This is a genomic window from Brevundimonas kwangchunensis (assembly GCF_039523815.1).
GTDB lineage: Bacteria > Pseudomonadota > Alphaproteobacteria > Caulobacterales > Caulobacteraceae > Brevundimonas > Brevundimonas kwangchunensis.
The window spans coordinates 79,507-101,245 of the sequence record NZ_BAAAGA010000007.1; the positions used below are offsets into that span (position 1 = coordinate 79,507).

A 21,739-nucleotide genomic window follows, 5' to 3' on the forward strand; every position below is an offset into this window, starting at 1 on the left:
CTGCATGTCGCCATCATCATGGACGGCAACGGGCGCTGGGCGGCGGCGCGCGGCCTGCCCCGGGCGGTCGGCCACCGCGAGGGCGTCCAGGCCCTGAAACGCACCATCGAGGCCGCCCCGAAGCTGGGCATCAGCTGCCTGACTGTGTTTGGCTTCTCGACCGAGAACTGGAACCGCTCGACCGAGGAAGTCTCGGACCTCATGGGTCTGGTCCGCAGCTATGTGGCCAGCGACCTGAAGCGCCTCGAGAAGGCCGGCGTGCGTCTGCGGGTTCTGGGCCGCCGCGAGGGGCTGCCGAAAGACATCGCAGACATCGCCGACCGGGCCGAGGTCCAGACCGGCCATAACTCCAAATTCCTGCTGCAGGTCGCCTTCAACTACGGCGGCCGGGCCGACATCGTCGATGCCGCGCGGGCCTACGTCGAGAAACTGCAGGCTGGAGAGGTCGTCGGCCCGCTGGACGAGGAGTCGCTCGGCGCCGGCCTGTCGACCGCGGGCGGCCCACCGGTGGACGTGATCGTGCGCACTTCGGGCGAGCGCCGGCTGTCGAACTTCCTGCTGTGGGAAGCCGCCTACGCCGAGTTCGTCTACCAGGACATCCTCTGGCCCGACTACGGGCCGGAAGCCCTCGCTGACGTGGTCGCGCAATACAGGCAGCGCGATCGTCGCTACGGCGGCCGTCCGGCCGACGCGGTGGCCTGATGGCGGTCAAGGCCGGGGAAATCGGAATCCGGGCGGCGTCGGCGCTGGTGCTGGCGCCGGCGGCCGTGCTCGGCATCTGGGCCGGGGGCGTCTGGTTCCTCGGCCTGATGATGGCCGCCTGCGCCCTGTTGGCCGTAGAGTGGGCGATGATGAGCGCCCAGAAGGCCTGGCGTGTCATGGCCGGGGCGGTGGCGTTCGGCCTGTTCGCGGCGATGATCGCGGCACACATCGAGCAACTGTCCCTGTCGCTGGTGATGCTGGTCTTCTGCGCCGTCGCCGCCGGCCTGTTCGCCCGCAGCCGGGGGCAGGAGGCGCTCGACGCCTCCTATGGCGTTCTCTACCTCGGCTGGCCGGCGGTGCTGCTGATCTGGCTGCGCGACGGCTCCAGCGATGTCGGCCTGTACTGGACCGTCTTCGCCTTCGTCATCGCCTGGTCGTCGGACATCATGGCCTATCTGGTCGGCTCGACGGTTGGTGGCCCCAAGCTGTGGCCGCGCTTCTCGCCCAACAAGACCTGGTCCGGCTTCATCGGCGGACTGACGGCCGGCATGGTCGCCGGCGCCCTGATGGCGACCTTGTTCGACATGGGGCTCGGCATCGTCTGGGGCGCGGTCCTCGGTCTGGCCACCGCCATCGCCACCATGGCCGGCGATCTGTGGGAATCCGCCCTGAAGCGCCGCTATGGCGTGAAGGACGCCGGCAATCTGATCCCGGGCCACGGCGGTCTGCTGGATCGCGTGGACGGCCTGATGTTTGCGGCCGTCGTGGTCGCCTGCGGCCGTTTGATCATGCTGATGGCGGAGCGCGCGGGATGATCCGCCGCCGCATCACCGTGCTGGGGTCGACCGGATCGGTCGGCTGCTCGACGCTGGACCTGATGGCCCAGACCGAGGCGAGCGGGGCAGGGGCCTTCGAGGTCGAGGCCCTGACCGGCGGCGCCAATATCGCCCGTCTGGCCGAACAGGCCCGCCGCTGGAAGCCGAAGGTCGCCGTCACCGCCGATCCGGCCCGCCTGAACGAACTGCGCGACGCCCTCGCCGGCACGGGGGTCGAGGCCGCCGCCGGGCACGAGGCGATCGTCGAGGCCGCGCAACGCCCCGCCGACTGGGTCATGGCCTCCATCGTCGGCTCTGCCGGTCTGCGCTCCGCCTGGGCCGCCGCCGGGACGGGCGCGACGCTGGCCCTGGCCAACAAGGAAAGCCTCGTCTGCTGCGGCCCGTCGCTGATCGAACGGGTCAAGCGGGCCGGCGGACGGCTGCTGCCGGTCGATTCCGAGCATTCGGCCATCTTCCAGGTCTTCCCGCACGGCGCGCCCGAACAGGTGGCCAGGCTGGTGCTGACCGCCTCCGGCGGCCCGTTCCGCACCACGCCCAAGGCCGCCATGGCCGCGATCACGCCCGAACAGGCCGTCGTCCACCCGAACTGGAGCATGGGCGCCAAAATCTCGGTCGACAGCGCCACCATGGCCAACAAGGGCCTTGAGATGATCGAGGCGGCCTATCTGTTCGACACCCCGGCCGAGCGGATCGACGTGGTGGTGCACCCGGAATCTATCATTCACAGCCTCGTCGAGTACGTCGACGGCTCGACCCTGGCCCAGATGGGTCCACCGGACATGAAGACGCCGATCGCCTGCGCCCTGGCCTGGCCCGACCGGATCGCCTGGCCCGCGCCGAAGCTGGACCTCGCCGCGCTGGGCAGGCTGACGTTCGAGGCGCCCGACGAGGCCCGCTTCCCGTTGCTCGGACTGGCCCGTCAGGCGTTGCAGGCCGGCGGCTCGGCGCCCATCGTGTTCAACGCGGCCAACGAGGTGGCGGCGCTGGCCTTCCTTGACCGGCGTCTGGCGTTTCTCAATATTGCCGCAGTCGTCGCCGACACCTTGTCGCGCGTGACCGCCCCGGGGGTGGATTCCTGTTCCGACAGTGCATGCGACGCGGCTCTGGCCGTGGACGCGCAGGCGCGGCGGGCGGCTGAATCGATCGTCCAGGGCTTCGCGGCAGCGGCCTGAGACAGGCGTAGGGGACCCTTGGCGGAATGATGGGCTTTCTCGGCCAGGCGCTGATCTACATCGTGCCGTTCCTGCTGGTCCTGACGTTCATCGTCACGATCCACGAACTGGGCCATTTCTGGGTCGCGCGCGCCTTTGGCGTGAAGATCGACCGGTTCTCGATCGGCTTCGGCAAGACGATCGTCAGCCGGACCGACAAGCGTGGCGTCGAATGGCGCATCGCCTGGCTTCCGCTGGGCGGCTATGTGAAATTCTCCGGCGATCTGGACGCCTCCAGCGTGCCGGATCAGGCCGGTCTGGCCGAGCTGAAGTCGCGCGTGATCGCCGAGCACGGCCCGGGCGCCGAGCGCGACTATTTCCATTTCAAGCCGGTCTGGCAGCGCGCGCTGATCGTGGCGGCCGGTCCGGTCGCCAACTTCCTGCTGGCGATCGCCCTGCTGACGGTACTGTTCAGCGTGATCGGCGAACAGGTCGTCGGCCCACGCGTCTATAACGTCGTGGCGGGTTCCCCGGCGGCGCAGGCCGGTTTCCAGCGCGGCGACCTGATCACCGCGCTCAACGGCCGCGCGGTGTCCGAGGCCGAGACGGTGACCAATCACGTCATGCTCAGCGCCGGCGACGCGCTGATCTTCACGGTCGAGCGCGGGACGCAGATCCTGACGCTGACCGCCACGCCGGAGCGTCGTTTCGAGAACGACCCCATCGCGGGCCGCATTCGCGTGGCCCGCATAGGGCTGGAATTGAGGCCGCTGCCGCAGGATTATCACTACAACCGCCTGAATCCGCTGGAAGCAGCCGGGAAGGGCGTCGAGCGGATGAACCTGATCGTCGGCAGCACCTTCCGCTACCTGGGCCGCATCTTCGTGGGCAAGGAATCCGGCGATCTGCTGAACGGTCCGGTCGGCATCGCGCGCGCCGCGGGCGGCATCACCAACGCCGCAGCCTCGGTCGAGGCCCCCGTCGGACTGGTCGCCGCCAACGTCGCGCTGCATCTTCTTCAGTTCGCCGCCATAGTTTCGATCGGAATGGGTATTGTTAATCTGCTTCCGATTCCCGTTCTCGATGGGGGGCATCTGGTGTTCTACGGCTATGAGGCTGTGGCGCGCCGGCCAGTCCCCGCTCGTGTTCAGGAGCTCGGCTACAGGGTCGGTCTTGCTTTGCTGGCTGGATTGATGTTGTTCGCAACCTGGAACGACCTGCAGAAGCTGAGCCTGTTCAAATTCCTCGGCGGGCTCGCATGATGAGCCGACGCCAGCCCCCGATGGTTTCCCGAATGATTCAAAACGACGCGTCCGCCCTCCGTTTCGCCCGGACCCTGAGCCCGAGCCTCCTGGCCCTCGCCATGGCTGCCGGCCTTGCCGGTCCGGCGCTGGCCCAGACCGCCCCGGCCATCCAGCCCGGGGAGCCGATCGCCGCGCCCGCCGAGGCCCAGGAAGCCGCCCAGGCACAACGCGCCACGATCAACCGCATCCTCGTGCGCGGCAACCAGCGCATCGATCAGACGACGGTCCTGTCCTATCTGCCGATCCAGCCGGGCGACACGATCGACGCCGCGGTGCTGGACGTCGCGGTCCGTACCCTCGTCCGCACCCAGCTGTTCGCCGACGTGCAACTGGGCGTGCAGCCCAACGGCGATCTGATCGTCGAGATCGTCGAGAACCCGATCATCAACCAGGTGGTGTTCGAGGGGAACAGCGCCATCGGCGACGACAAGCTGAACGAGGAAGTCACGCTCAAGCCGCGTGGCATCTACACCCGCGCCCGCATCCAGGAAGACGTCGGCAAGATCGTCGAACTGTACCGCCTGTCGGGCCGTATCGCCGCCACCGTGACGCCGAAGATCGTTCAGCTGGACCAGAACCGCGTCGACGTCGTCTTCGAGATCACCGAAGGCCCCGAGACCGGCGTGCGCTCGATCACCTTCCTCGGCAACAGCGCCTTCTCGGACAATGACCTGCGCGAGGTCATGGTCACCAAGCAGAGCCAGTGGTGGCGCCTGTTCAGCTCGACCGACAACTACGACCCGAACCGTCTGGACTACGACCGCGAGCAACTGCGGAAATTCTACACCAACCGCGGCTACTACGATTTCCGCGTCGTTTCGGGTATCAGTGAGCTGTCGCCGGACGACAGCGCCTTCGCCATCACCTTCACGGTGGACGAGGGTGATCGGTACAACTTCGGCGAAGTCACTGTGGTCACCGAGAACGACCGCCTGAACGCCGACTTCCTGCGCGCACTGCTGCCGATCCGCTCGGGCGACCTGTACGAGAGCGACAAGATCGAGTCGGCCGTCGACGCCCTGACGTTCGCGGCCGGTTCGGCCGGCTACGCCTTCGTCGAGATCGATCCCGAGTACACCGCCAATCCCGAGACGGACACGGTGGACGTCACCTTCCGCGTCCGCGAAGGCCAGCGGGTCTATGTCGATCGCATCAACGTCGTGGGCAACACCCGCACCCTGGACAACGTCATCCGTCGCGAGATGATGCTGAGCGAGGGCGATGCCTTCAACCGCACCCTGCTGGAGCGTTCGCGCAACAACCTGCGTGGTCTGGGCTTCTTCAAGGACGTGACCGTCGAGGAGGCCCGTGGCTCGGCCCCGGATCGTTCGGTGGTCAATGTCACCGTGACCGAACAGCCGACCGGCGAACTGTCCGTCGGCGCCGGCTTCAGCTCGGTCGACTCCTTCGTGCTGAACCTGGGCATCACCGAGCGGAACTTCCGCGGCCGCGGCCAGAACGTGGTCGCCCGTCTGGAGTGGGGTTCGCTGCGTCAGCAGATCGACTTCCGCTTCACCGAGCCGAAATTCCTCGGCCGCGACCTGCGCGCCGGCTTCGACGCCTTCCACTCGCGCTACGATCTGTCGGAGTACTCGTCGTACGACTACCGCTCGACCGGCGGCGGCGTGCGTCTGTCCTACCCGCTGAACGGCTTCACCCTGCTCAGCACGCGCTACTTCCTGAAGTCGGACGAGATCATCGTTCCGTCGAACTACTGCGGCACTAACGGCAGCGGCTCGACCGCCCTGTGCGATCAGGTCGGTTCTTTCATCAACTCGTCGGCGGGCTACACCCTGCTGGTCGATCGCCGGAACGATCCGGTGCGTCCGACCCGCGGCTGGACCGGCTCGCTGCGTCAGGACTTCGCCGGCATCGGCGGCGACGTGAACTACATCAAGACCGAAGCCGACATCTCGGCCTATTGGGGCATCTCGCCCGCCTGGGTCGTCACGGCGACGGCCTCGACCGGCTATGTGTCGGGCTGGGGCGGTGATCCGATCCGGATCAACGACCGCTTCTTCAAGGGCGGCAACAGCTTCCGCGGCTTCGAGACCGCCGGCATGGGGCCGCGCGACCTGACCACGACCGACGCCCTGGGCGGCAACTTCTACGTCATCGGCTCGCTGGAGCTGACGGTTCCGAACTATCTGCCGGAAGAATACGGCATCCGGACCTCGCTATTCACCGACGTGGGTACGCTGGGCGTTCTGGACGACCGCTACACGGTCACCTCGACCGGTCTGCCTGACTCGAGCATCATCGATGACCTGGCCCTGCGCGCTTCCGCCGGCGTAAGCATCCACTGGCGCTCGCCGATGGGGCCAATCCGCTTCGACATCAGCAAGGTTCTCGGTCAGGAAGATTACGACAAGACCGAAAGCTTCCGCTTCTCCACCTCCACCCAATTCTGATCGCGGAACCAAGTCCCGCACTGCAAGGCCTGACCATGAAACTCCTCGCCATCGGCGCTTTCGCCGCCGCCATCCTCATCGCCGGCGCTGCTTCGGCACAGAACGCCCCGGCCCAGCCGACCGTCAACCACGGCCCGGCCATCGCCGGTCTGTGCATCTACAACCCGCAGCGCGTACTGGCCCAGTCGACCGCCGGCCAGGCCCTGCAAACCGGCCTGCAACGCCTCGCCGAGGAAGTGCGCGGCGAACTGCAGCCCTACGCCGCCAACATCCAGAGCGAAGCCCAGCAACTGCAGCAGGGCGGCCAAGCCGCCGATCCGGACGGCAGCCGTCGCCGCGCCTGGCAGCAGCGTCTGGAAGAAGCCCAGCAGCTGGAGCAGACCCGCGAGCAGGAGCTGCGCTACACCGAAGCCATGCAGACGCAGACCATCGGCAACGCCGCCAGCCCGATCATCGCCGCCGTCTATCAGGAGCGCAGCTGCAGCATCCTGCTGGACCGCAGCTCGGTCTTCATCGGCAACCCGGCCATGGACGTGACCGATCTGATCCTGCAGCGCCTCAACCAGGCCCTGCCGACCCTGCCGGCCTTCAACCGTATGCCGCTGCCGGCGCAGCAGTAAGTCGTTGATGCCCGATCCGCGCTTTTTCGAAAGCCTGCCCGCGCTGGACGTCGCGGCGCTGGCGCAGCGGATCGGAGCCGAAGTCCTGCGCGGCGGAGACCGGAAGGTCTCCGCCGTCGCACCTCTCGGATCCGCCGGATCCGGCGATGTCGCCTTCATGGGCGACCGCAAGTTCGTCCAGGCTCTCAAGGACACCGCCGCCGGCTGCGTGATCGTGCCGGCCGCCGCTGCTGACCATGCTCCGGCCGACGCCTCCGTGCTGGTTTCGCCAACGCCGCAGGCCAGTTGGGCCGAGGCCTCGATGCTACTGCATCGCTCCATCCCCCTGACCGCCATCACTTCCGCCGAAGCCGCCGAGGACGATAGCGTCGTCATCGAACCGGGCGTCGTGCTGGGGCAGGGCGTTCGCATCGGCCGTGGCTCGCGCATCGGCGCCAACACCGTGATCGCGTCGGGCGTCCAGATCGGCCGCGATTGCGTGATCGGCTCCAACGTCACAGTCGGCTTTGCCCTGATCGGCGACCGGGTGAAGCTCTACGCCGGCGTTCGCATCGGCGAGGCCGGCTTCGGCGCCGCCGGCGGCCGCACCGGCCCGATCGACGTGCCCCAGCTGGGCCGGGTGATCATCCAGGACAACGTCACGGTCGGCGCCAACACCTGCATCGACCGCGGCGCCTATGACGACACCGTCATCGGCGAGAACACCAAGATCGATAATCTGGTCATGATCGCCCACAACTGCGTCATCGGCCGCAACTGCCTGATCGCCGCCCACACCGGCATTTCCGGCTCGGTCGTCGTCGGCGACGGGGTCATCTTCGGCGGCAAGGCCGGCATCGGCGACCACCTGAAGATCGGCGCCGGAGCCCGGGTCGCAGGCGGCGCAGGCCTGCTGGCGGACATCCCGCCGGGCGAGACATGGTCGGGTTATCCCGCGAAACCCATTCGTCAATTCTTGCGTGAAACCGTCTGGGTGTCCAAACAGGCAGCGAAGAAGAGAGACGACAAGGAGTAGGCCCATGGCCGAGGATACGGGCAACATCGACTACGCCGAGGTGATGCGGCGCCTGCCGCACCGTTATCCCTTCCTGCTCGTCGACAAGGCCGAGGACTTCGTGCCGGCCACCTCGATCACCGGCATCAAGAACGTCACCCACAACGAGCCCTTCTTCCCGGGCCACTTCCCGATCGATCCGGTCATGCCGGGCGTGCTGATCGTCGAGGCCATGGCCCAGACCGGCGCTCTGCTGATGTCCAAGACCATGGACGTTGCGGTGGCCGACAAGGTCATCATGTTCATGTCCATCGACGGCGTGCGCTTCCGCAAGCCGGCGCGCCCGGGCGACCAGCTGCGCATGGAGGTCAAGGTGACCCGCGCCCGCGGCGACGCCTACAAGTTCCGCGGCGAGACCTTCATCGACGGCAAGCTGGCGGCCGAGGCCGAGTTCATGGCCATGGTCGTGACCGTGGACCAGCCGGCGACCTGACATGGCCATCCATCCCACAGCCCAGGTCGACGCCAGCGTCCGACTGGCCGACGGCGTCGAGATCGGGCCGTGGAGCATCGTCGGCCCGAACGTCGTCCTGTCCGAGGGCGTCCGCGTCGCCAGCCATGTCGTGATCCAGCAGGACACCACGGTCGGCGCCGGCACCACCATCCACCCCTTCTGCGTCATGGGCGGCGATCCGCAGCACGGCGGCTACAAGGGCGAGCCGGTGGCGCTGGAGATCGGCGCGGGCAACACCATCCGCGAACACTCGACCTTCAACCGGGGCACGCCGGGCGACCGCAAGCTGACCACCATCGGCGACAACTGCCTGTTCATGACCGGCGCCCACATCGGCCACGACTGCATCGTCGGCAGCAATGTCACCTTCGCCAACAACGCCACCCTGGGCGGTCACGTCCGCGTCGGCGACAAGGTTTTCCTCGGCGGTCTGGCGGCGGTGCACCAGTTCGGCCGGGTGGGGCAGGGCGCCATCGTCGGCGGCCTGTCGGCGGTCACGCGGGACATCATTCCCTACGGCTCGGCCTGGGGGAACCACGTCCGCCTGCACGGGCTGAACCTGATCGGGCTGAAGCGGAAGGGCTACGGCAAGGATGCGGTGCGTCGCCTGCTGGCCGCCTACCGCGACATCTTCGAGGCCGAGGGCCTGTTCTCGGAGCGTCTGGACAAGGCTGCCGAGGCCTATGCCGACCTGCCCGAGATCCAGGAGATTATCGCCTTCATCCGTGAAGACACCCGGCGCCCGGTCGCGCTTCCAGAAAAATGAGCGGCAAGCTGGGCCTTATCGCCGGCGGCGGAGCTCTGCCCCTGTCGGTCGCGGCGCGTTGCGAGGCCGAGGGGCGCCCGGTCTTCATCGTCCGCCTCGCCGGCTTCGCCGACCCGCATCTGGCCCACTATCCCGGCATCGACGCCGGCATGGCCGAGATCGGCAAGGTGCTGACGGCCATGAAGAAGGCCGGCTGTCAGGCCGTCTGCCTTGCCGGCACCGTCAGCCGCCCGGACTTCAAGACCCTGAAACCCGACTTCAAGGGCGCGACCGTCCTGCCCGGCATCATCGCGGCGGCGACCAAGGGCGACGACGCCCTGCTGCGGAAGATCCTGTCGGTGTTCGAGGCCGAAGGCTTCGCCGTGGAAGGCGCGGACGACATCCTGGGCGGCGAGACACTGCCGGCCGGCGCGCTGGGCAGGGTGCACCCCACGGAGAGCCAGCTCGCCGACCTCAAGAAGGCGCTGCACGTCGCCGAGAAGTCCGGCGAGCTGGATATCGGCCAGGGCGCCGTCGTCTGCGACGGCCTCGTGCTGGCGGTCGAGGCGCAGGAGGGCACCGACGCCATGCTGATGCGCGTCGCCGGCCTGCCGGCTGACCTGCGCGGCTCGGCCTCCGACCGCAAGGGCGCGCTGGGCAAGGCGCCCAAGCCCATTCAGGACCTGCGGGTCGACATGCCGGTCATGGGCGCGCGCACCATAGAGATGGCCGCCGCCGCCGGTCTGGCCGGCGTGGGCGGGGTCTCTGGCAAGCTGATCCTGATAGACCGGGCGGCGCTGGTGGAAGCCGCCGATCGGCTGGGCCTGTTCGTCTGGGGCGAGACCCGATGAGCCGGCCGCTGAAGATCATGCTGGTCGCCGCCGAGGCTTCGGGCGACGCGCTGGGCGCCGGTCTGGCGAAGGCGTTGAAGGCCCGGCTGGGCGCGGACGTCGTCTTCGTCGGCGTCGGCGGGCCGAAGATGGCCGCCGAGGGCGTCGCCAGCCCGTTCGACATCGCCGAACTGTCCATCCTCGGCTGGCTGGAGGGCCTGAAGGCCTACGGTCTGGTCAAACGCCGGGTCGCAGACACCGTCGCGCAGGCCGTGGCCGAGAAGCCGGACGCAGTGGTCCTGATCGACAGCTGGGGTTTCACCATCCGGGTGGCCAAGGCGCTGAAAGAGGCGCTGCCGGGCGTCCCGTTGATCAAATACGTCGGCCCGCAGGTCTGGGCCTCGCGCCCCGGTCGGGCGAAGACGCTGGCGGCCTCGGTCGACCACCTGCTGGCCCTATACAGCTTCGACGCCCCCTGGTTCGAGAAGGAGGGGCTGGCCACGACCGTCGTCGGCTCCCAGGCCCTGCACGTCGACATGTCGGGGGCCGACCCGGCCGCCTTCCGCGCTCGCCGCGGCATTGCGCCGGACGCCGACCTGCTGCTGGTCCTGCCGGGCAGCCGCCCGTCCGAGATCCGCCTGATGACGCCGGTGTTCGAGGGCGCGGTCGCGCGGCTCAAGCAGGAGAACCCCGCGCTCGAGATCGCCGTCATCGCCGCCGGCACCGTGGCCGACGACGTCGCCGGCCGCGTCGCCACCTGGCCCTTCCGCGTGCATCTGGTCTCCGAGGCCGAGAAGTACGACGCGATGAAGGCCGCCACCGTCGCCCTGGCGACCTCCGGCACGGTCTCGACCGAACTGGCGCTGGCCGGCGCGCCCATGATCATCGGCTACCGCTTCCAGCCGCTCAGCTATGCGATCATGAAGCCGTTCTTCACCGGCAAGTACGCGACCCTGTTCAACCACGCCGCCGACGCCGAGATCGCCCGCGAGCTGATCCAGACCGACGCCACGCCCGAGAAATTTGTCGCCGAGGCTCGCCGGCTGTTGTCCGACCCGGCCGCGCGTCGCGAACAGGCCGACCGCCAGACGGCGGCCCTGGACCTGATGGGCCGCGGCGGACGCGACCCCTCCGAAATCTCCGCCGACGCCGTGCTGCGGGTGATCGCGGGCAGGGCGGCGGCCCGGACCTGACCATGGCGCGGATGCTCAGCCCTCGACGGGCCGCCGAGGTCCGCGCCGCCCTTCAGATCGCCGTTGGCGCCGTCGTCGCCTTCTATTTCGCAACGGCCCTGCGCCTGCCGCATCCCTACTGGAGCGTGATCTCCGCCATCGTGGTCATCCAGACCAGCGTCGGCGGCGGCGTGCTAACCGTGGCCCGCGACCGGGCGATCGGCACCCTGGCCGGAGCTGTCGTCGGCGGGCTGGTGGCCTTCGTCCGGCCCGAGGGCGTGAACTGGATGATGGCGACCCTCGCCATGGCCACCGCAGGCCTTGCTTTCTTCGCAACGGGGCGTCCGTGGCTGAAGATCGCGCCGGTGACGGCGGCCATCGTCATCGCCGGCGGCGCAGGCCCCGAAGGGCCGGCCCAACTGGCTCTGGACCGGGTCATGGAGATTCTCGTCGGCAGCGGCGTCGGCGTCATCGCCATCCTGCTGCTGTTTCCACGCCATGCCCGCCAGACCTTCAGCCTTCAGGCGCGCGAGGCGGCGGGCAAGGCCGCGGCCCTGCTCGATCTGGTCATGCAGGGAGAGGCTGCCGACGGCGCAGAGCTCTCGCGTCGCCACGCCGACCTCAAGAAGCGGCTGGACGGGCTGGGTCAGGCGGCCGCCAGCGTCATCGATCTGCCCGGCGCCCAGAAGGAAACCGCCGACCGCGGGGCGCTGGTGCGGACCTTCTGGCGGGTGCGAAGCGACATCGTCATCCTTGGGCGCGGCTTCCAGGCTCCGGCCGCGATGGACCGGCTCGGTCCGTGGGAGATGGCTTCGCGCGGCGCTGTGATCCGTCTGGAAGCCCTGTCGCGCGGCGAGGCGACCGACATGCTCGGCGACCCCGATCCGGCCCTGAAACTGGGCGGCGAGGACGGCGATCTGGCGCGCGGCGCGGCGGCCATCGGGCTGACCCACATCCACCGCGACCTCGACGATCTGATCGCCCGTTTCCGCGACCTGCACCTCATCTCGCGGAAGTCTGTCGCAAACGAATGACTTGCGGCCGCCGCATTCTGCCGTCATAGGGAGCCGGTCGATATCTCTGCGTAACGCCATCTTCTCTGCGACGCATTGAGGTTTTCCGTTTCCATAGACCCGACAGGCCCAGGGAAATCGTTCCATGGGCCGACGCCAACGGAGTTCAGGAAATGGCTACCGGCACTGTTAAATGGTTCAACGGCACCAAGGGTTACGGCTTCATCCAGCCGGATGACGGCGGCAAGGACGTCTTCGTCCACATCAGCGCTGTCGAGGCCGCTGGCCTGCGCGGCCTGGACGACAACCAGAAGGTTTCGTTCGAGCTGGAACGCGATCGCCGCAGCGGCAAGGAATCGGCCGTTCAACTGCAAACGATCTAATCAGCCTCACCGCTGATCTGATTAGGGAAACGCCGGGGCGAAAGCTCCGGCGTTTTTCGTATCACGCGAATTGCCCTGGGCCACGGCTTGCCGTCGGCGACCATCGGGATAGCCTGAGCAGGCATTTTCTGGAGGCTATGTCAGTGGAAAGCTCTTCGAGCACACCTGAAGCCGCCCTCATGGAGCGAAGGGCTTGGATCGACGTCCAGTTCTCCGTCTGGAAGGTCGTGGTGTGCGTCCTGGTTTCCGCTGGCGTCCTTTTCTACACAATCGCCTATCAGGCGCCTGAGAGCGGCGGCCGGGCCATTCAGGTCTTGTACGGTCTGCCTGCTACCAAGGTATTCATCTCGAGCGTGTGTTCTCTGGCGCTGTTCGGCGCTCTTGTTCAGTTGGTTCATGCCCTGTCCGAGCGAGCGCTTTACAGAATACGTTCCGACGAGATCCGCATGCTCAAGTTCGCAGGCTACAAGACCGTTGTGCGTGGGCGCTGGTGGCCATCGGAAATGTCTGCGGCGATTGGTACGATCCAGATCCATAACGAGTTGGGCAAGATGGTCGTGCTTCCTTGGCTCATGGTGCGGGGAGGGCGGGCCGGACTTGTTCGGCAACTACGGCGGGCGCTGGAACGCCTTGAAGGGAACTGACCAATCCCCAACAAAAAACGCCGGAGCTTTCGCCCCGGCGTTTCGCGTTTCAGCCTGTGGTCTTCGATCAGCCGCGCTGGTCGATCGAAACATAGTCGCGCTGCGTCGGGCCGGTGTACAGCTGACGCGGGCGGCCGATCTTCTGGCCCGGGTCGGCCATCATTTCCTGCCACTGGGCGATCCAGCCGACGGTGCGGGCCAGGGCGAACAGCACGGTGAACATCGAGGTCGGGAAGCCCATCGCCGACAGGGTGATGCCCGAGTAGAAGTCCACGTTCGGGAACAGCTTGCGCGAGGTGAAGTATTCGTCGTTCAGCGCGACCTTCTCCAGCTCCTTGGCGACGACGAACAGCGGGTCGTTCTCGCGGCCCGTGGCGGCCAGAACCTCGTAGGCCGACTGCTGCATGACCTTCGCGCGCGGGTCGTAGTTCTTGTACACGCGGTGGCCGAAGCCCATCAGCTTGTACTTGCGGTCCTTCACGCCCTGGATGAACTCCGGGATCTTGTCCGGGGTGCCGATCTCCTGGAGCATGTTCAGCGCCTCCTCGTTGGCGCCGCCGTGCGACGGGCCCCACAGGCAGGCGATGCCGGCGGCGATACAGGCGAACGGGTTGGCGCCCGACGAGCCGGCCAGACGGACGGTCGAGGTCGAGGCGTTCTGCTCGTGGTCGGCGTGCAGGGTGAAGATGCGGTCCATGGCGCGAACCAGGGCCGGATCGACCTGATAGTCCTCGGCCGGCACGGCGAAGCACATGCGCAGGAAGTTCTCGGCGTACGACAGGTCGTTGCGCGGCGAGATGAACGGCTGGCCGATGTGGTACTTGTACGCGCGGGCCGCGATCGTCGGCATCTTGGCGATCAGGCGAATGGCCGAGATGTTGCGCTGGACCGGATCATGGATGTCCAGGCTGTCGTGATAGAAGGCCGACAGGGCGCCGACCGTGCCGACCATGATCGCCATCGGGTGGGCGTCGCGGCGGAAGCCCTCGAAGAAGCGGTCGAACTGGGCATGCAGCATGGTGTGCATGGTGATCGAGTTCTCGAACGCCTCGTACTGCGCCGCGGTCGGCAGCTCGCCGTGCAGCAGCAGGTGGCAGACCTCGACGAAGTTCGACTTGGACGCCAGCTGGTCGATCGGATAGCCGCGGTGCAGCAGGATGCCTTCGTCGCCGTCGATGAAGGTCAGCGCCGATTCACAGGCGGCCGTCGAGGTGAAGCCCGGATCGAAGGTGAAGGCGTCGGTGCCGGCGTACAGTTTGCGGATGTCGATGACATCGGGGCCGGTCGAGCCCGCCAGTACCGGCAGATCTACGGTCTTGTCGCCGTAGGTGAGGGTCGCCGTGCCGGCGGGTTTGGCTTGTTCAGTCATATCAGCCCCTTGTCATCTGCGGCCTCGCGCGGGGAGGCGACGGACCGCGTTTCGTGTGAAAGTCAGATAGTCTGTTGCAGCGCATCATCCAAGCGCCCCAAGGCTTCTTCTCGCCCCAAAGCCGCCAACGTTTTCGCGATGTCAGGTGATGCAGCCCCGCCGGTCAGCGCTGTACGCACCGCCGGACCGATCTTTCCGAAGCCCACGCCCTCTTCCTCGGCGAAGGCCTTGAGTTCGGCGTCCAGGGCGAAGACGTCCCAGCTGCCGAACAGTTTCAGCCGATCCCGCAGGCGGCCGATCCGCTCGCCGCTCTCGCCCGACAGCAGGCCGCGGCCCTTGTCGTCGATCGCCAGCGGGCGGGTCTTGAGCGCGAAGGCCGTCTGGTCGGCCAGTTCGAGCGTCGTCTTGGCCCGGTCCTTCACGAACGGCATGGCTCGCTGCAGGCGCGCCTCGTCGTCGGGGCCGAGCGTGTGGCCGCGCGACAGGTGCGCGTCCAGGGTCATCTTGGCCAGGCGGTCGTCGTCCGCCAGCCGGATCCAATGGCTGTTGACGTGGGCCAGCTTGTCGAAGTCCAGCCGGGCCGGGGCCTTGCCCACGCCGTCCAGATCGAACCACTGGCGCGCCTGTTCGTCCGAGAACAGCTCGTCGTCGCCATGCGCCCAGCCCAGACGGGTCAGATAGTTACGCATTGCCTCGGGCAGATAGCCCATCTCGGCATACTCGTGCACCGCCTGCGCGCCATGGCGCTTGGACAGCTTGGCGCCGTCCGGGCCGTGGATCAGGGGGATGTGCGCGAAGGTCGGGCGGGTCCAGCCCAAGGCGTCATAGATCAGCGCCTGCCGGGCGGCGTTGTTCAGGTGGTCGTCGCCGCGGATGACGTGGGTCACACCCATGTCGTGGTCGTCCACCACCACGGCCAGATTATAGGTCGGCGCCCCGTCCGAGCGCAGGATGACCAGATCGTCCAGCGCGGCGGAATCCCAGCGCACCGTGCCCTGCACGGCGTCATCGACCACCACCGCCGTATCCAGCGGGCGACGGAAACGCACCGTATGCGGCTTCGACAGATCGTCGACGCCAGGCTCGCGGTCGCGCCAGGGCGAGACGAACTGCGTATTGCCGGCCTTGGCCTCGTCGCGCAGCACGCCGGTCTCCTCGGCGGTCAGGAAGTCGCGATAGGCGTGACCGCTCTCCAGCAGCTGGTTGGCCACCTCGCGGTGACGCTCGGCGCGCGAGAACTGGAACACCGGCTCCTCGTCGGCGAACAGCTCCAGCCAGCTCATGCCGTCGAAAATCGCCTTCACGGCGGCGTCGGTCGAGCGCTCCCGGTCGGTGTCCTCGATGCGGACGAGAAACTTCCCGTTGTATCGGCGTGCAAACAGGAAGTTGAAAAGCGCGGTCCGCGCGCCTCCTATGTGCAGGTAGCCGGTAGGCGAGGGGGCGAAGCGTGTGACGACTTCGGAGCTGGGGGAGGAAGGCGAGGTCATTTCAGGCGTGTCCGATCGGGCCGTCCTTATACCCCCGCACGCGGCAAAGCCCACCCCGGCGGCGCGGATCCGGGCCTTCGTCCGGACCCAGATCGAGGCTCAGGAGCTCCGCTGGCGGCTCTGGACGCCGGTGGCATTCGGCGGCGGCTGCGCGACCTATTTCGCGCTGAAGACCGAACCGGCGCTCTGGCCTCTGGCGGTTGTGGCCATCGTTGCGGTCGGCCTGTGGCTCGCCGCCAGAGCGCTGCATGTGCATCGACCGCTGCGGCTGGCCCTGATGCTGGTCGCTTGCTTCGCGCTCGGCCTCGTGGCGGCCAAGGCCCGCGCCGTGGCGGTTTCCGCCCCGATCGCCCCGGCGATGACGGCGCCGACGGTGATCGAGGGCTGGGTCGTGGATGTCGACAGTCCGGGCGCGGCCGGCGCGCGGATCATCCTCGCACCGGTGCGCATCCGGGGGCTCTCGCCGGAGGAAACGCCCGTCCGCCTGCGCGCCACCGTGCGGGGCGAGGCGCCGGAACCGGGACAGTCGATCCGCCTGTTCGCCATCCTGAACCCGCCGCCGTCCCCGGCCGCGCCGGGCGCCTACGACTTTGGTCGTGGCGCGTATTTCCAGCGCATGGGCGGGGTCGCCTTCGCCCTCGGTGACACCCGCCCGGCCTGGCTGGAGCCGGCGCCGTGGACCCTGCGATTCGTCATGGCGGTGAATGCGCTTCGCTACGACCTCGCCCAACGGATCGTGGCCCGGCAGGGCGAGCGGGCCGGCGGCGTCGCCGCGGCCATGACCACGGGCCACGAGGCCTGGCTCGATCCCGAGGAGATGGAGGTGATGCGCGACTCCGGTCTGGCGCACATCCTGTCCATCTCGGGTCTGCACATGGCCGTGGTCGGCGGCTTCAGCTTCTTCCTGATCCGGCTGTTGGTCGCCTGCTGGCCGTGGCTGGCCCTGCGCGCGCCGGGCAAGAAGATCGCCGCCGTGGGTGGGCTGATCGCGGTCGGCGGCTATCTGATCCTGTCAGGCTCCCCGCCGCCGGCCGAGCGGGCGGCCGTCACCGCCTCCATCGCCTTCCTGGCCATCCTGCTGGACCGGCAGGCCATCACCATGCACGCCCTGGCCGTCGCCGCGGTCGTCGTCCTGCTGCTCCAGCCCGAGGCCATCGTCACCCCGGGCTTCCAGATGTCATTCGCCGCCACGGCCGCTCTCGTGGCCCTCGTCGAGGCCTGGCCCCGTCGTCCGCGCGAGATCTCCGCGCCTCTGGCCATTCTCGCCGTCCAGCGCACCGGCGCCTGGGTCGGGGCCGCGGTGCTGGCCAGCCTCGTCGCCGGCGCGGCCACCGGCCCCTTCGCCATGCAGCATTTCAACCGCACGGCCATGTACGGCCTGATCGCCAATCTCGCGACCGCGCCGGTGTCCGACTTCATCATCATGCCGGCGCTGGCGCTCGGCGCCGTGCTGGAGCCTCTGGGCCTCGGCGCGCCCTTCCTCTGGATCGCCGCGCAGGGCATCGGCGTGCTGCTGGCCGTCGGCGAATGGGTCGCGGCCTTGCCGGGCGCGGTGCAGACGGTGGCCAGCGCCCCCGCCGCCGCCCTGCCGGTGGCCTTTCTCGGCGTGCTGTTCTGCTGCCTCTGGCGAGGGCCGTTGCGCTGGCTGGGCCTGCCCTTCGCCTGCGCCGTCCTGCTGTGGCCGCGCCCCGCGCCGCCGGACCTCTGGATCGGGGAGGGCGGAACCCAGGCCGCCTTCGTCTCTGACCGTGAGGCCACCGTCGTCCGCCCCGGCGTGCGCCAGTTTGCCGTCGACGTCTGGTCCCGCCGCCGCGGCGTGCTGGCGGTGGAGCGCGATCCGAACGACTGGAGCTGCACCCGCTTCTCCTGCGCCCCCGCGACGCCCCAGGCCGGCCCCGTCGCCCTGTGGTGGGGCCGTCGCGCGCCGTCAGAGGATCAGCTGGCCGCCCTGTGCCAGTCCGCGCCCGTGATCGCCGTCCGCGCACCGGTCAGCGACCTGCCGCAGGCCTGCTCGGCCCGCCTCGTCCTCGATGGCGTCGACTTCGCTCGCGGCGGGGCGGTGGAGCTGAAACGCGAAGGGCCCGCAACGGCGAACCGCTGGCGGGCCCTGTGGGTGTCGGAAGTGCGCGGCGATCGGCCGTGGAGCCGATACGGCGACGCCGGCCTTAGTGATACCGGCGGATGAGTCCGACCAGCTTGCCCTGCACGGCTACCTGATCGGCGCCGTAGATCTTGGTCTCGTAGTTGCGGTTGGCGGGCTCCAGGGCGATCGACTGACCCTTCTTGCGCAGCCGCTTCAGCGTCGCCTGCTCGCCCTCGACCAATGCCACGACGATCTCGCCCGAGTTCACGTTCTCGGTCGATTTGATGATGACCATGTCGCCGTTGAGGATGCCGGCTTCGATCATCGAGTCGCCCTCGATCTCCAGAAGATAGTGCTCGCCCGCGCCCAGCATGGCTTCCGGCACCGGATAGCGGGCCGTTTCGTGCTCGATGGCGTCGATCGGCGTGCCCGCCGCGATCTTGCCCATCAGCGACAGTTCGCGCGTGTCGTTGGCCGGTTCGGCGACCTTCGGACGCCCGCCGCCCTCGATCACGCCCGGCTTGAAGCCCGAATGGCCGCGCGGCGCGCCCTGCGTCGCCTGCTCCGGCAGTTTGGTCACCTCAAGCGCCCGCGCGCGGTGGGCCAGGCGGCGGATGAAGCCCCGCTCCTCCAGCGCCGTGATCAGCCGGTGGATGCCCGACTTGGACGCCAGATCCAGCGCCTCCTTCATCTCGTCGAACGACGGAGACACGCCGGTCTCCTGAATCCGTTCGTGAATGAACATCAGCAGTTCGTGCTGTTTGCGCGTGAGCATGGAGACCTCGAGGCGAATCCCGTTTCGGGAACGCTAGCGGAACAAACCGCAAACGTCCACAATCCGTTCCTGAGGTGTTCCGGTTAAGGACCGGTTAGCGAGCCGTCAGACCGCCATCAACGCCCGCGTCGCCGCTTCCACGTCGTCCTGGCGCATCAGGCTTTCGCCGACCAGCACGGCCTGCGCATGGGCGTCGGAGACCCGCTGCACGTCCTCCGGCGTGAAGATCCCGCTCTCGGCCACCAGCAGCGCGCGCACGGGGCTCAGGATCGACAGCAGCTCCGTCACGCCCAGATCGACCTCGAAGGTCCGCAGCGAGCGGTTGTTGATGCCCACCAGATCGCCGCCCAGCTTGCACGCGCGGGCCATCTCGGCCTCGTCGTGGGTCTCGATCAGGGCGTCCATGCCGAAGCGCTCGGCTTCGGCCAGCAGTTCGGCCGCCAGCGCGTCGTCGATCATCGCCAGGATGATCAGGATGCAGTCCGCGCCCAGAGCCCGGCTCTCGGCCACCTGCCATGGGTCGACGAGGAAGTCCTTGCGCAGGCAGGGCAGTGCGACCGCCTCGCGGGCGGCGGCCAGATAGGCGTCGTCGCCCTGGAAGCTCGGCCCGTCGGTCAGCACCGACAGACAGGTCGCCCCGCCGCGCTCATACGCCCTGGCCAGCGCCGGCGGGTCGAAGTCAGGCCGGATCAACCCCTTGGACGGGCTGGCCTTCTTGATCTCGGCGATCAGGGCGGGGCGGCCCGTCTCCACGACATGCAGATCCAGCGCGGCCCGGAACCCGCGCGGAGCCGAGGCTTCGCGAGCACGGGCCTCGACGGCGTCCTGCGGCACGGCGGCCTTCCGCGCCGCCACATCCTCACGCTTGTAGGCCGCGATCCGCTCCAGCACGTCGGTCATGCGGTTTCCTCTTCCTCGATCGGCGTGTTGGTGGCGGCGACCAGCCCGGCGAGAGCCTGTGCGGCGCGTCCGTCGTCGATCACGGCGGCGGCCAGAGCTGCGCCCTCCGCCAGCGTCTCCGCCCGATCCGCCACCACCAGCGCCGCCGCTGCGTTCAGCAGCACGATATCGCGATAGGCGCCGGCCTGTCCGTCCAGCAGGGCGGTCAGGGCCGCGGCGTTCGTCTCGGCGTCGCCGCCGCGGATCGCGTCCAGCGAGGCGCGCGGCAGGCCGGCCTCCTCGGGCGTCACGGTGAACCGGCGCACCGACCCGTCCTTCCACTCGGCCACCTCGGTCGGACCGGTGGTGGTCAACTCGTCCAGCCCCTGTCCATGCACGGTCCAGGCGCGCACCGCGCCCAGCCGGCCCAGCACCTCGGCCAGCGGCTCCAGCAGACGGGGATCATAGACCCCCATCACCTGCCGCCGCGCTCGCGCCGGGTTCGATAGCGGCCCCAGCAGGTTGAACACTGTGCGGAAGCCGATCTCGGCCCGCACCGGTCCGACGTGGCGCATGGCCCCGTGATAGGAAGGCGCGAACAGGAAGGCGATGCCCGCCGTCTCCAGCGCGCGCAGTTGCTGCTTCTGGCTGGCCTGAAGGTTGACGCCCAGCACCGACAGCACGTCCGACGATCCTGACTTCGAGCTCAGCGCCCGGTTGCCGTGCTTGGCCACCTTCAGCCCCGCCCCGGCCAGCACAAGAGCGGCCGCAGTCGAGATGTTGAAGGTGTGCTGCCCGTCGCCGCCGGTGCCGCAGGTGTCGATGACGTCCCACGGATGCTCCAGCGTCACCGCCGCCTCGCGCATGGCGGTGGCGAAGGCGGCGATCTCGCCGACCGTTTCGCCGCGAATGCGCAAGGCGGTCACGGCGGCGGCCACCTGCGCCGGGGTCGGCTCGCCGCGCAGACAGGCGGCGAAGAAGGCGTGCGCATCGGCGTCCGACAGCACCTTGCCGTCGACCAGCGCGGCCAGCAGGGATTTGACGTCGGTCACGTCTTCCCTCCGCTCATCCCCGCGAAGGCGGGGACCCAGTGCGACGGGAACGTCCGGGCACGGCCTACCCGGAGCGCGCTGCGAAGCGCCTGTGCTGCATCATTGCATGCACTGGATCCCCGCCTTCGCGGGGATGAGCGGACAGGCACAGGCATCAGACCATCACCCGGCGCTTCACGCCCGCCAGATCGAGGAAGTTGGCCAGCAGGTCGTGGCCGTGTTCGGTGGCGATGGATTCCGGGTGGAACTGCACGCCGTGGATCGGGCGCGTCCTGTGCGCCAGACCCATGATCTCGCCGTCGGCGGTCCAGGCGGTGACCTCCAGCACGTCCGGCAGGGTCTCCCGCTTCACCGCCAGCGAGTGATAGCGTGTGGCCGTGAAGGGCGAGGGCAGGCCGGCGAAGACGCTCTTGCCCTCATGCTCGATCGGCGAGGTCTTGCCGTGCATCAGGGCCTTGGCGCGGATCACGTCGCCGCCGAAGGCCTGTCCCATCGCCTGATGACCCAGACAGACGCCGAAGATCGGCATGTCCAGCGGCGCGGTAGCCAGCAGTTCCAGGCAGATCCCGGCCTCGTTCGGCGAGCACGGACCGGGCGACAGCAGCACGGCCTCGGGCTTCAACGCCCACGCCTCGGCCGCCGTCAGGTCGTCGTTGCGCACCACGTGCGTCTCCGCGCCCAACTCCGCGAGGTAGTGGACGAGGTTGTAGGTGAAGCTGTCGTAGTTATCGACGACGAGGATCATGGCTGAGGTTCTAGGGGCTGGGCTCCGCCG

21 protein-coding genes are annotated in these 21,739 nt (G+C 68.4%); 15 read left to right on the forward strand and 6 right to left on the reverse strand.

Annotation, left to right across the window (positions count from 1 at the left end; translation table 11 throughout):
• The 14 genes from uppS to ABDZ95_RS13885 all read left to right on the forward strand — a co-directional run.
• Positions 1 to 702, forward strand: a 702-nt coding sequence (gene uppS, locus ABDZ95_RS13820; RefSeq protein WP_343794544.1) for a polyprenyl diphosphate synthase, incomplete at its 5' end; no start/stop codon positions are given.
• The gene (locus ABDZ95_RS13825; RefSeq protein WP_343794545.1) at positions 702 to 1,517 is read left to right on the forward strand and encodes a phosphatidate cytidylyltransferase; all 816 of its coding nucleotides are present in this window, start codon (positions 702 to 704) and stop codon (positions 1,515 to 1,517) included. The genes uppS and ABDZ95_RS13825, both read left to right, overlap by 1 nt.
• Entirely contained in the window at positions 1,514 to 2,710 is a 1,197-nt protein-coding gene (gene dxr, locus ABDZ95_RS13830) for a 1-deoxy-D-xylulose-5-phosphate reductoisomerase (RefSeq protein ID WP_343794546.1), read from the forward strand. Before ABDZ95_RS13825 ends, dxr begins: the two co-directional genes overlap by 4 nt.
• Positions 2,711 to 2,736: 26 nt before the next feature.
• Positions 2,737 to 3,951: a M50 family metallopeptidase gene (locus ABDZ95_RS13835; protein ID WP_343794547.1), complete on the forward strand. Its 1,215-nt coding sequence runs from the start codon at positions 2,737 to 2,739 to the stop codon at positions 3,949 to 3,951.
• 101 nt (positions 3,952 to 4,052) lie between these two features.
• Positions 4,053 to 6,404, forward strand: coding sequence for an outer membrane protein assembly factor BamA (gene bamA / locus ABDZ95_RS13840; RefSeq protein WP_425542999.1), 2,352 nt, complete (start codon positions 4,053 to 4,055; stop codon positions 6,402 to 6,404).
• Positions 6,405 to 6,439: 35 nt separating this feature from the next.
• Positions 6,440 to 7,024 (forward strand): OmpH/Skp family outer membrane protein, encoded by a 585-nt coding sequence (locus ABDZ95_RS13845; protein ID WP_343794549.1) that lies wholly within the window; start codon positions 6,440 to 6,442, stop codon positions 7,022 to 7,024.
• A gap of 7 nt (positions 7,025 to 7,031) precedes the next feature.
• Positions 7,032 to 8,039, forward strand: a complete 1,008-nt coding sequence (lpxD, locus tag ABDZ95_RS13850) for a UDP-3-O-(3-hydroxymyristoyl)glucosamine N-acyltransferase (protein ID WP_343794550.1) — start codon at positions 7,032 to 7,034, stop codon at positions 8,037 to 8,039.
• Positions 8,040 to 8,043: 4 nt separating this feature from the next.
• Entirely contained in the window at positions 8,044 to 8,511 is a 468-nt protein-coding gene (gene fabZ / locus ABDZ95_RS13855; protein WP_343794551.1) for a 3-hydroxyacyl-ACP dehydratase FabZ, read from the forward strand.
• Position 8,512: 1 nt separating this feature from the next.
• A complete protein-coding gene (gene lpxA, locus ABDZ95_RS13860) occupies positions 8,513 to 9,298 on the forward strand; it encodes an acyl-ACP--UDP-N-acetylglucosamine O-acyltransferase (RefSeq protein ID WP_343794552.1) in 786 nt (261 codons plus the stop codon).
• Positions 9,295 to 10,128 carry a UDP-2,3-diacylglucosamine diphosphatase gene (gene lpxI / locus ABDZ95_RS13865; protein ID WP_343794553.1) on the forward strand — a complete coding sequence of 278 codons (834 nt, stop codon included), beginning with the start codon at positions 9,295 to 9,297 and terminating at the stop codon, positions 10,126 to 10,128. Before lpxA ends, lpxI begins: the two co-directional genes overlap by 4 nt.
• Positions 10,125 to 11,300, forward strand: coding sequence for a lipid-A-disaccharide synthase (gene lpxB, locus ABDZ95_RS13870; RefSeq protein ID WP_343794554.1), 1,176 nt, complete (start codon positions 10,125 to 10,127; stop codon positions 11,298 to 11,300). The genes lpxI and lpxB overlap by 4 nt, the downstream gene beginning before the upstream one ends.
• A 2-nt stretch (positions 11,301 to 11,302) precedes the next feature.
• Positions 11,303 to 12,313 (forward strand): FUSC family protein, encoded by a 1,011-nt coding sequence (locus ABDZ95_RS13875; protein WP_343794555.1) that lies wholly within the window; start codon positions 11,303 to 11,305, stop codon positions 12,311 to 12,313.
• 152 nt (positions 12,314 to 12,465) lie between these two features.
• Positions 12,466 to 12,675 (forward strand): cold-shock protein, encoded by a 210-nt coding sequence (locus tag ABDZ95_RS13880; protein WP_343794556.1) that lies wholly within the window; start codon positions 12,466 to 12,468, stop codon positions 12,673 to 12,675.
• A gap of 179 nt (positions 12,676 to 12,854) precedes the next feature.
• Positions 12,855 to 13,319 carry a hypothetical protein gene (locus ABDZ95_RS13885; protein WP_343794557.1) on the forward strand — a complete coding sequence of 155 codons (465 nt, stop codon included), beginning with the start codon at positions 12,855 to 12,857 and terminating at the stop codon, positions 13,317 to 13,319.
• Between the two features lie 67 nt (positions 13,320 to 13,386).
• Here ABDZ95_RS13885 and gltA read toward each other — a convergent pair whose 3' ends face one another.
• Together gltA and gltX are read right to left on the reverse strand one after the other, a co-directional pair.
• Positions 13,387 to 14,688, reverse strand: coding sequence for a citrate synthase (gene gltA, locus ABDZ95_RS13890; protein ID WP_343794558.1), 1,302 nt, complete (start codon positions 14,686 to 14,688; stop codon positions 13,387 to 13,389).
• Positions 14,689 to 14,750: 62 nt separating this feature from the next.
• On the reverse strand, positions 14,751 to 16,175 hold the full coding sequence (gene gltX / locus ABDZ95_RS13895; protein ID WP_343794559.1) for a glutamate--tRNA ligase: 1,425 nt from the start codon (positions 16,173 to 16,175) through the stop codon (positions 14,751 to 14,753).
• 7 nt (positions 16,176 to 16,182) lie between these two features.
• On the opposite strand from gltX, the gene ABDZ95_RS13900 reads away from it, so the two are divergent.
• Entirely contained in the window at positions 16,183 to 18,360 is a 2,178-nt protein-coding gene (locus ABDZ95_RS13900) for a ComEC/Rec2 family competence protein (RefSeq protein ID WP_343794560.1), read from the forward strand.
• On the opposite strand, the gene lexA is transcribed toward ABDZ95_RS13900, so the two are convergent.
• From lexA to ABDZ95_RS13920, 4 genes are all read right to left on the reverse strand, one after another.
• Positions 18,341 to 19,033 carry a transcriptional repressor LexA gene (gene lexA, locus ABDZ95_RS13905; protein WP_343794561.1) on the reverse strand — a complete coding sequence of 231 codons (693 nt, stop codon included), beginning with the start codon at positions 19,031 to 19,033 and terminating at the stop codon, positions 18,341 to 18,343. The genes ABDZ95_RS13900 and lexA overlap by 20 nt on opposite strands.
• A gap of 105 nt (positions 19,034 to 19,138) precedes the next feature.
• The gene (gene trpC / locus ABDZ95_RS13910; RefSeq protein WP_343794562.1) at positions 19,139 to 19,933 is read right to left on the reverse strand and encodes an indole-3-glycerol phosphate synthase TrpC; all 795 of its coding nucleotides are present in this window, start codon (positions 19,931 to 19,933) and stop codon (positions 19,139 to 19,141) included.
• Entirely contained in the window at positions 19,930 to 20,964 is a 1,035-nt protein-coding gene (gene trpD / locus ABDZ95_RS13915) for an anthranilate phosphoribosyltransferase (protein WP_343794563.1), read from the reverse strand. Before trpD ends, trpC begins: the two co-directional genes overlap by 4 nt.
• 154 nt (positions 20,965 to 21,118) lie before the next feature.
• On the reverse strand, positions 21,119 to 21,709 hold the full coding sequence (locus ABDZ95_RS13920; protein WP_343794564.1) for an anthranilate synthase component II: 591 nt from the start codon (positions 21,707 to 21,709) through the stop codon (positions 21,119 to 21,121).
• Positions 21,710 to 21,739: the final 30 nt, after the last annotated feature.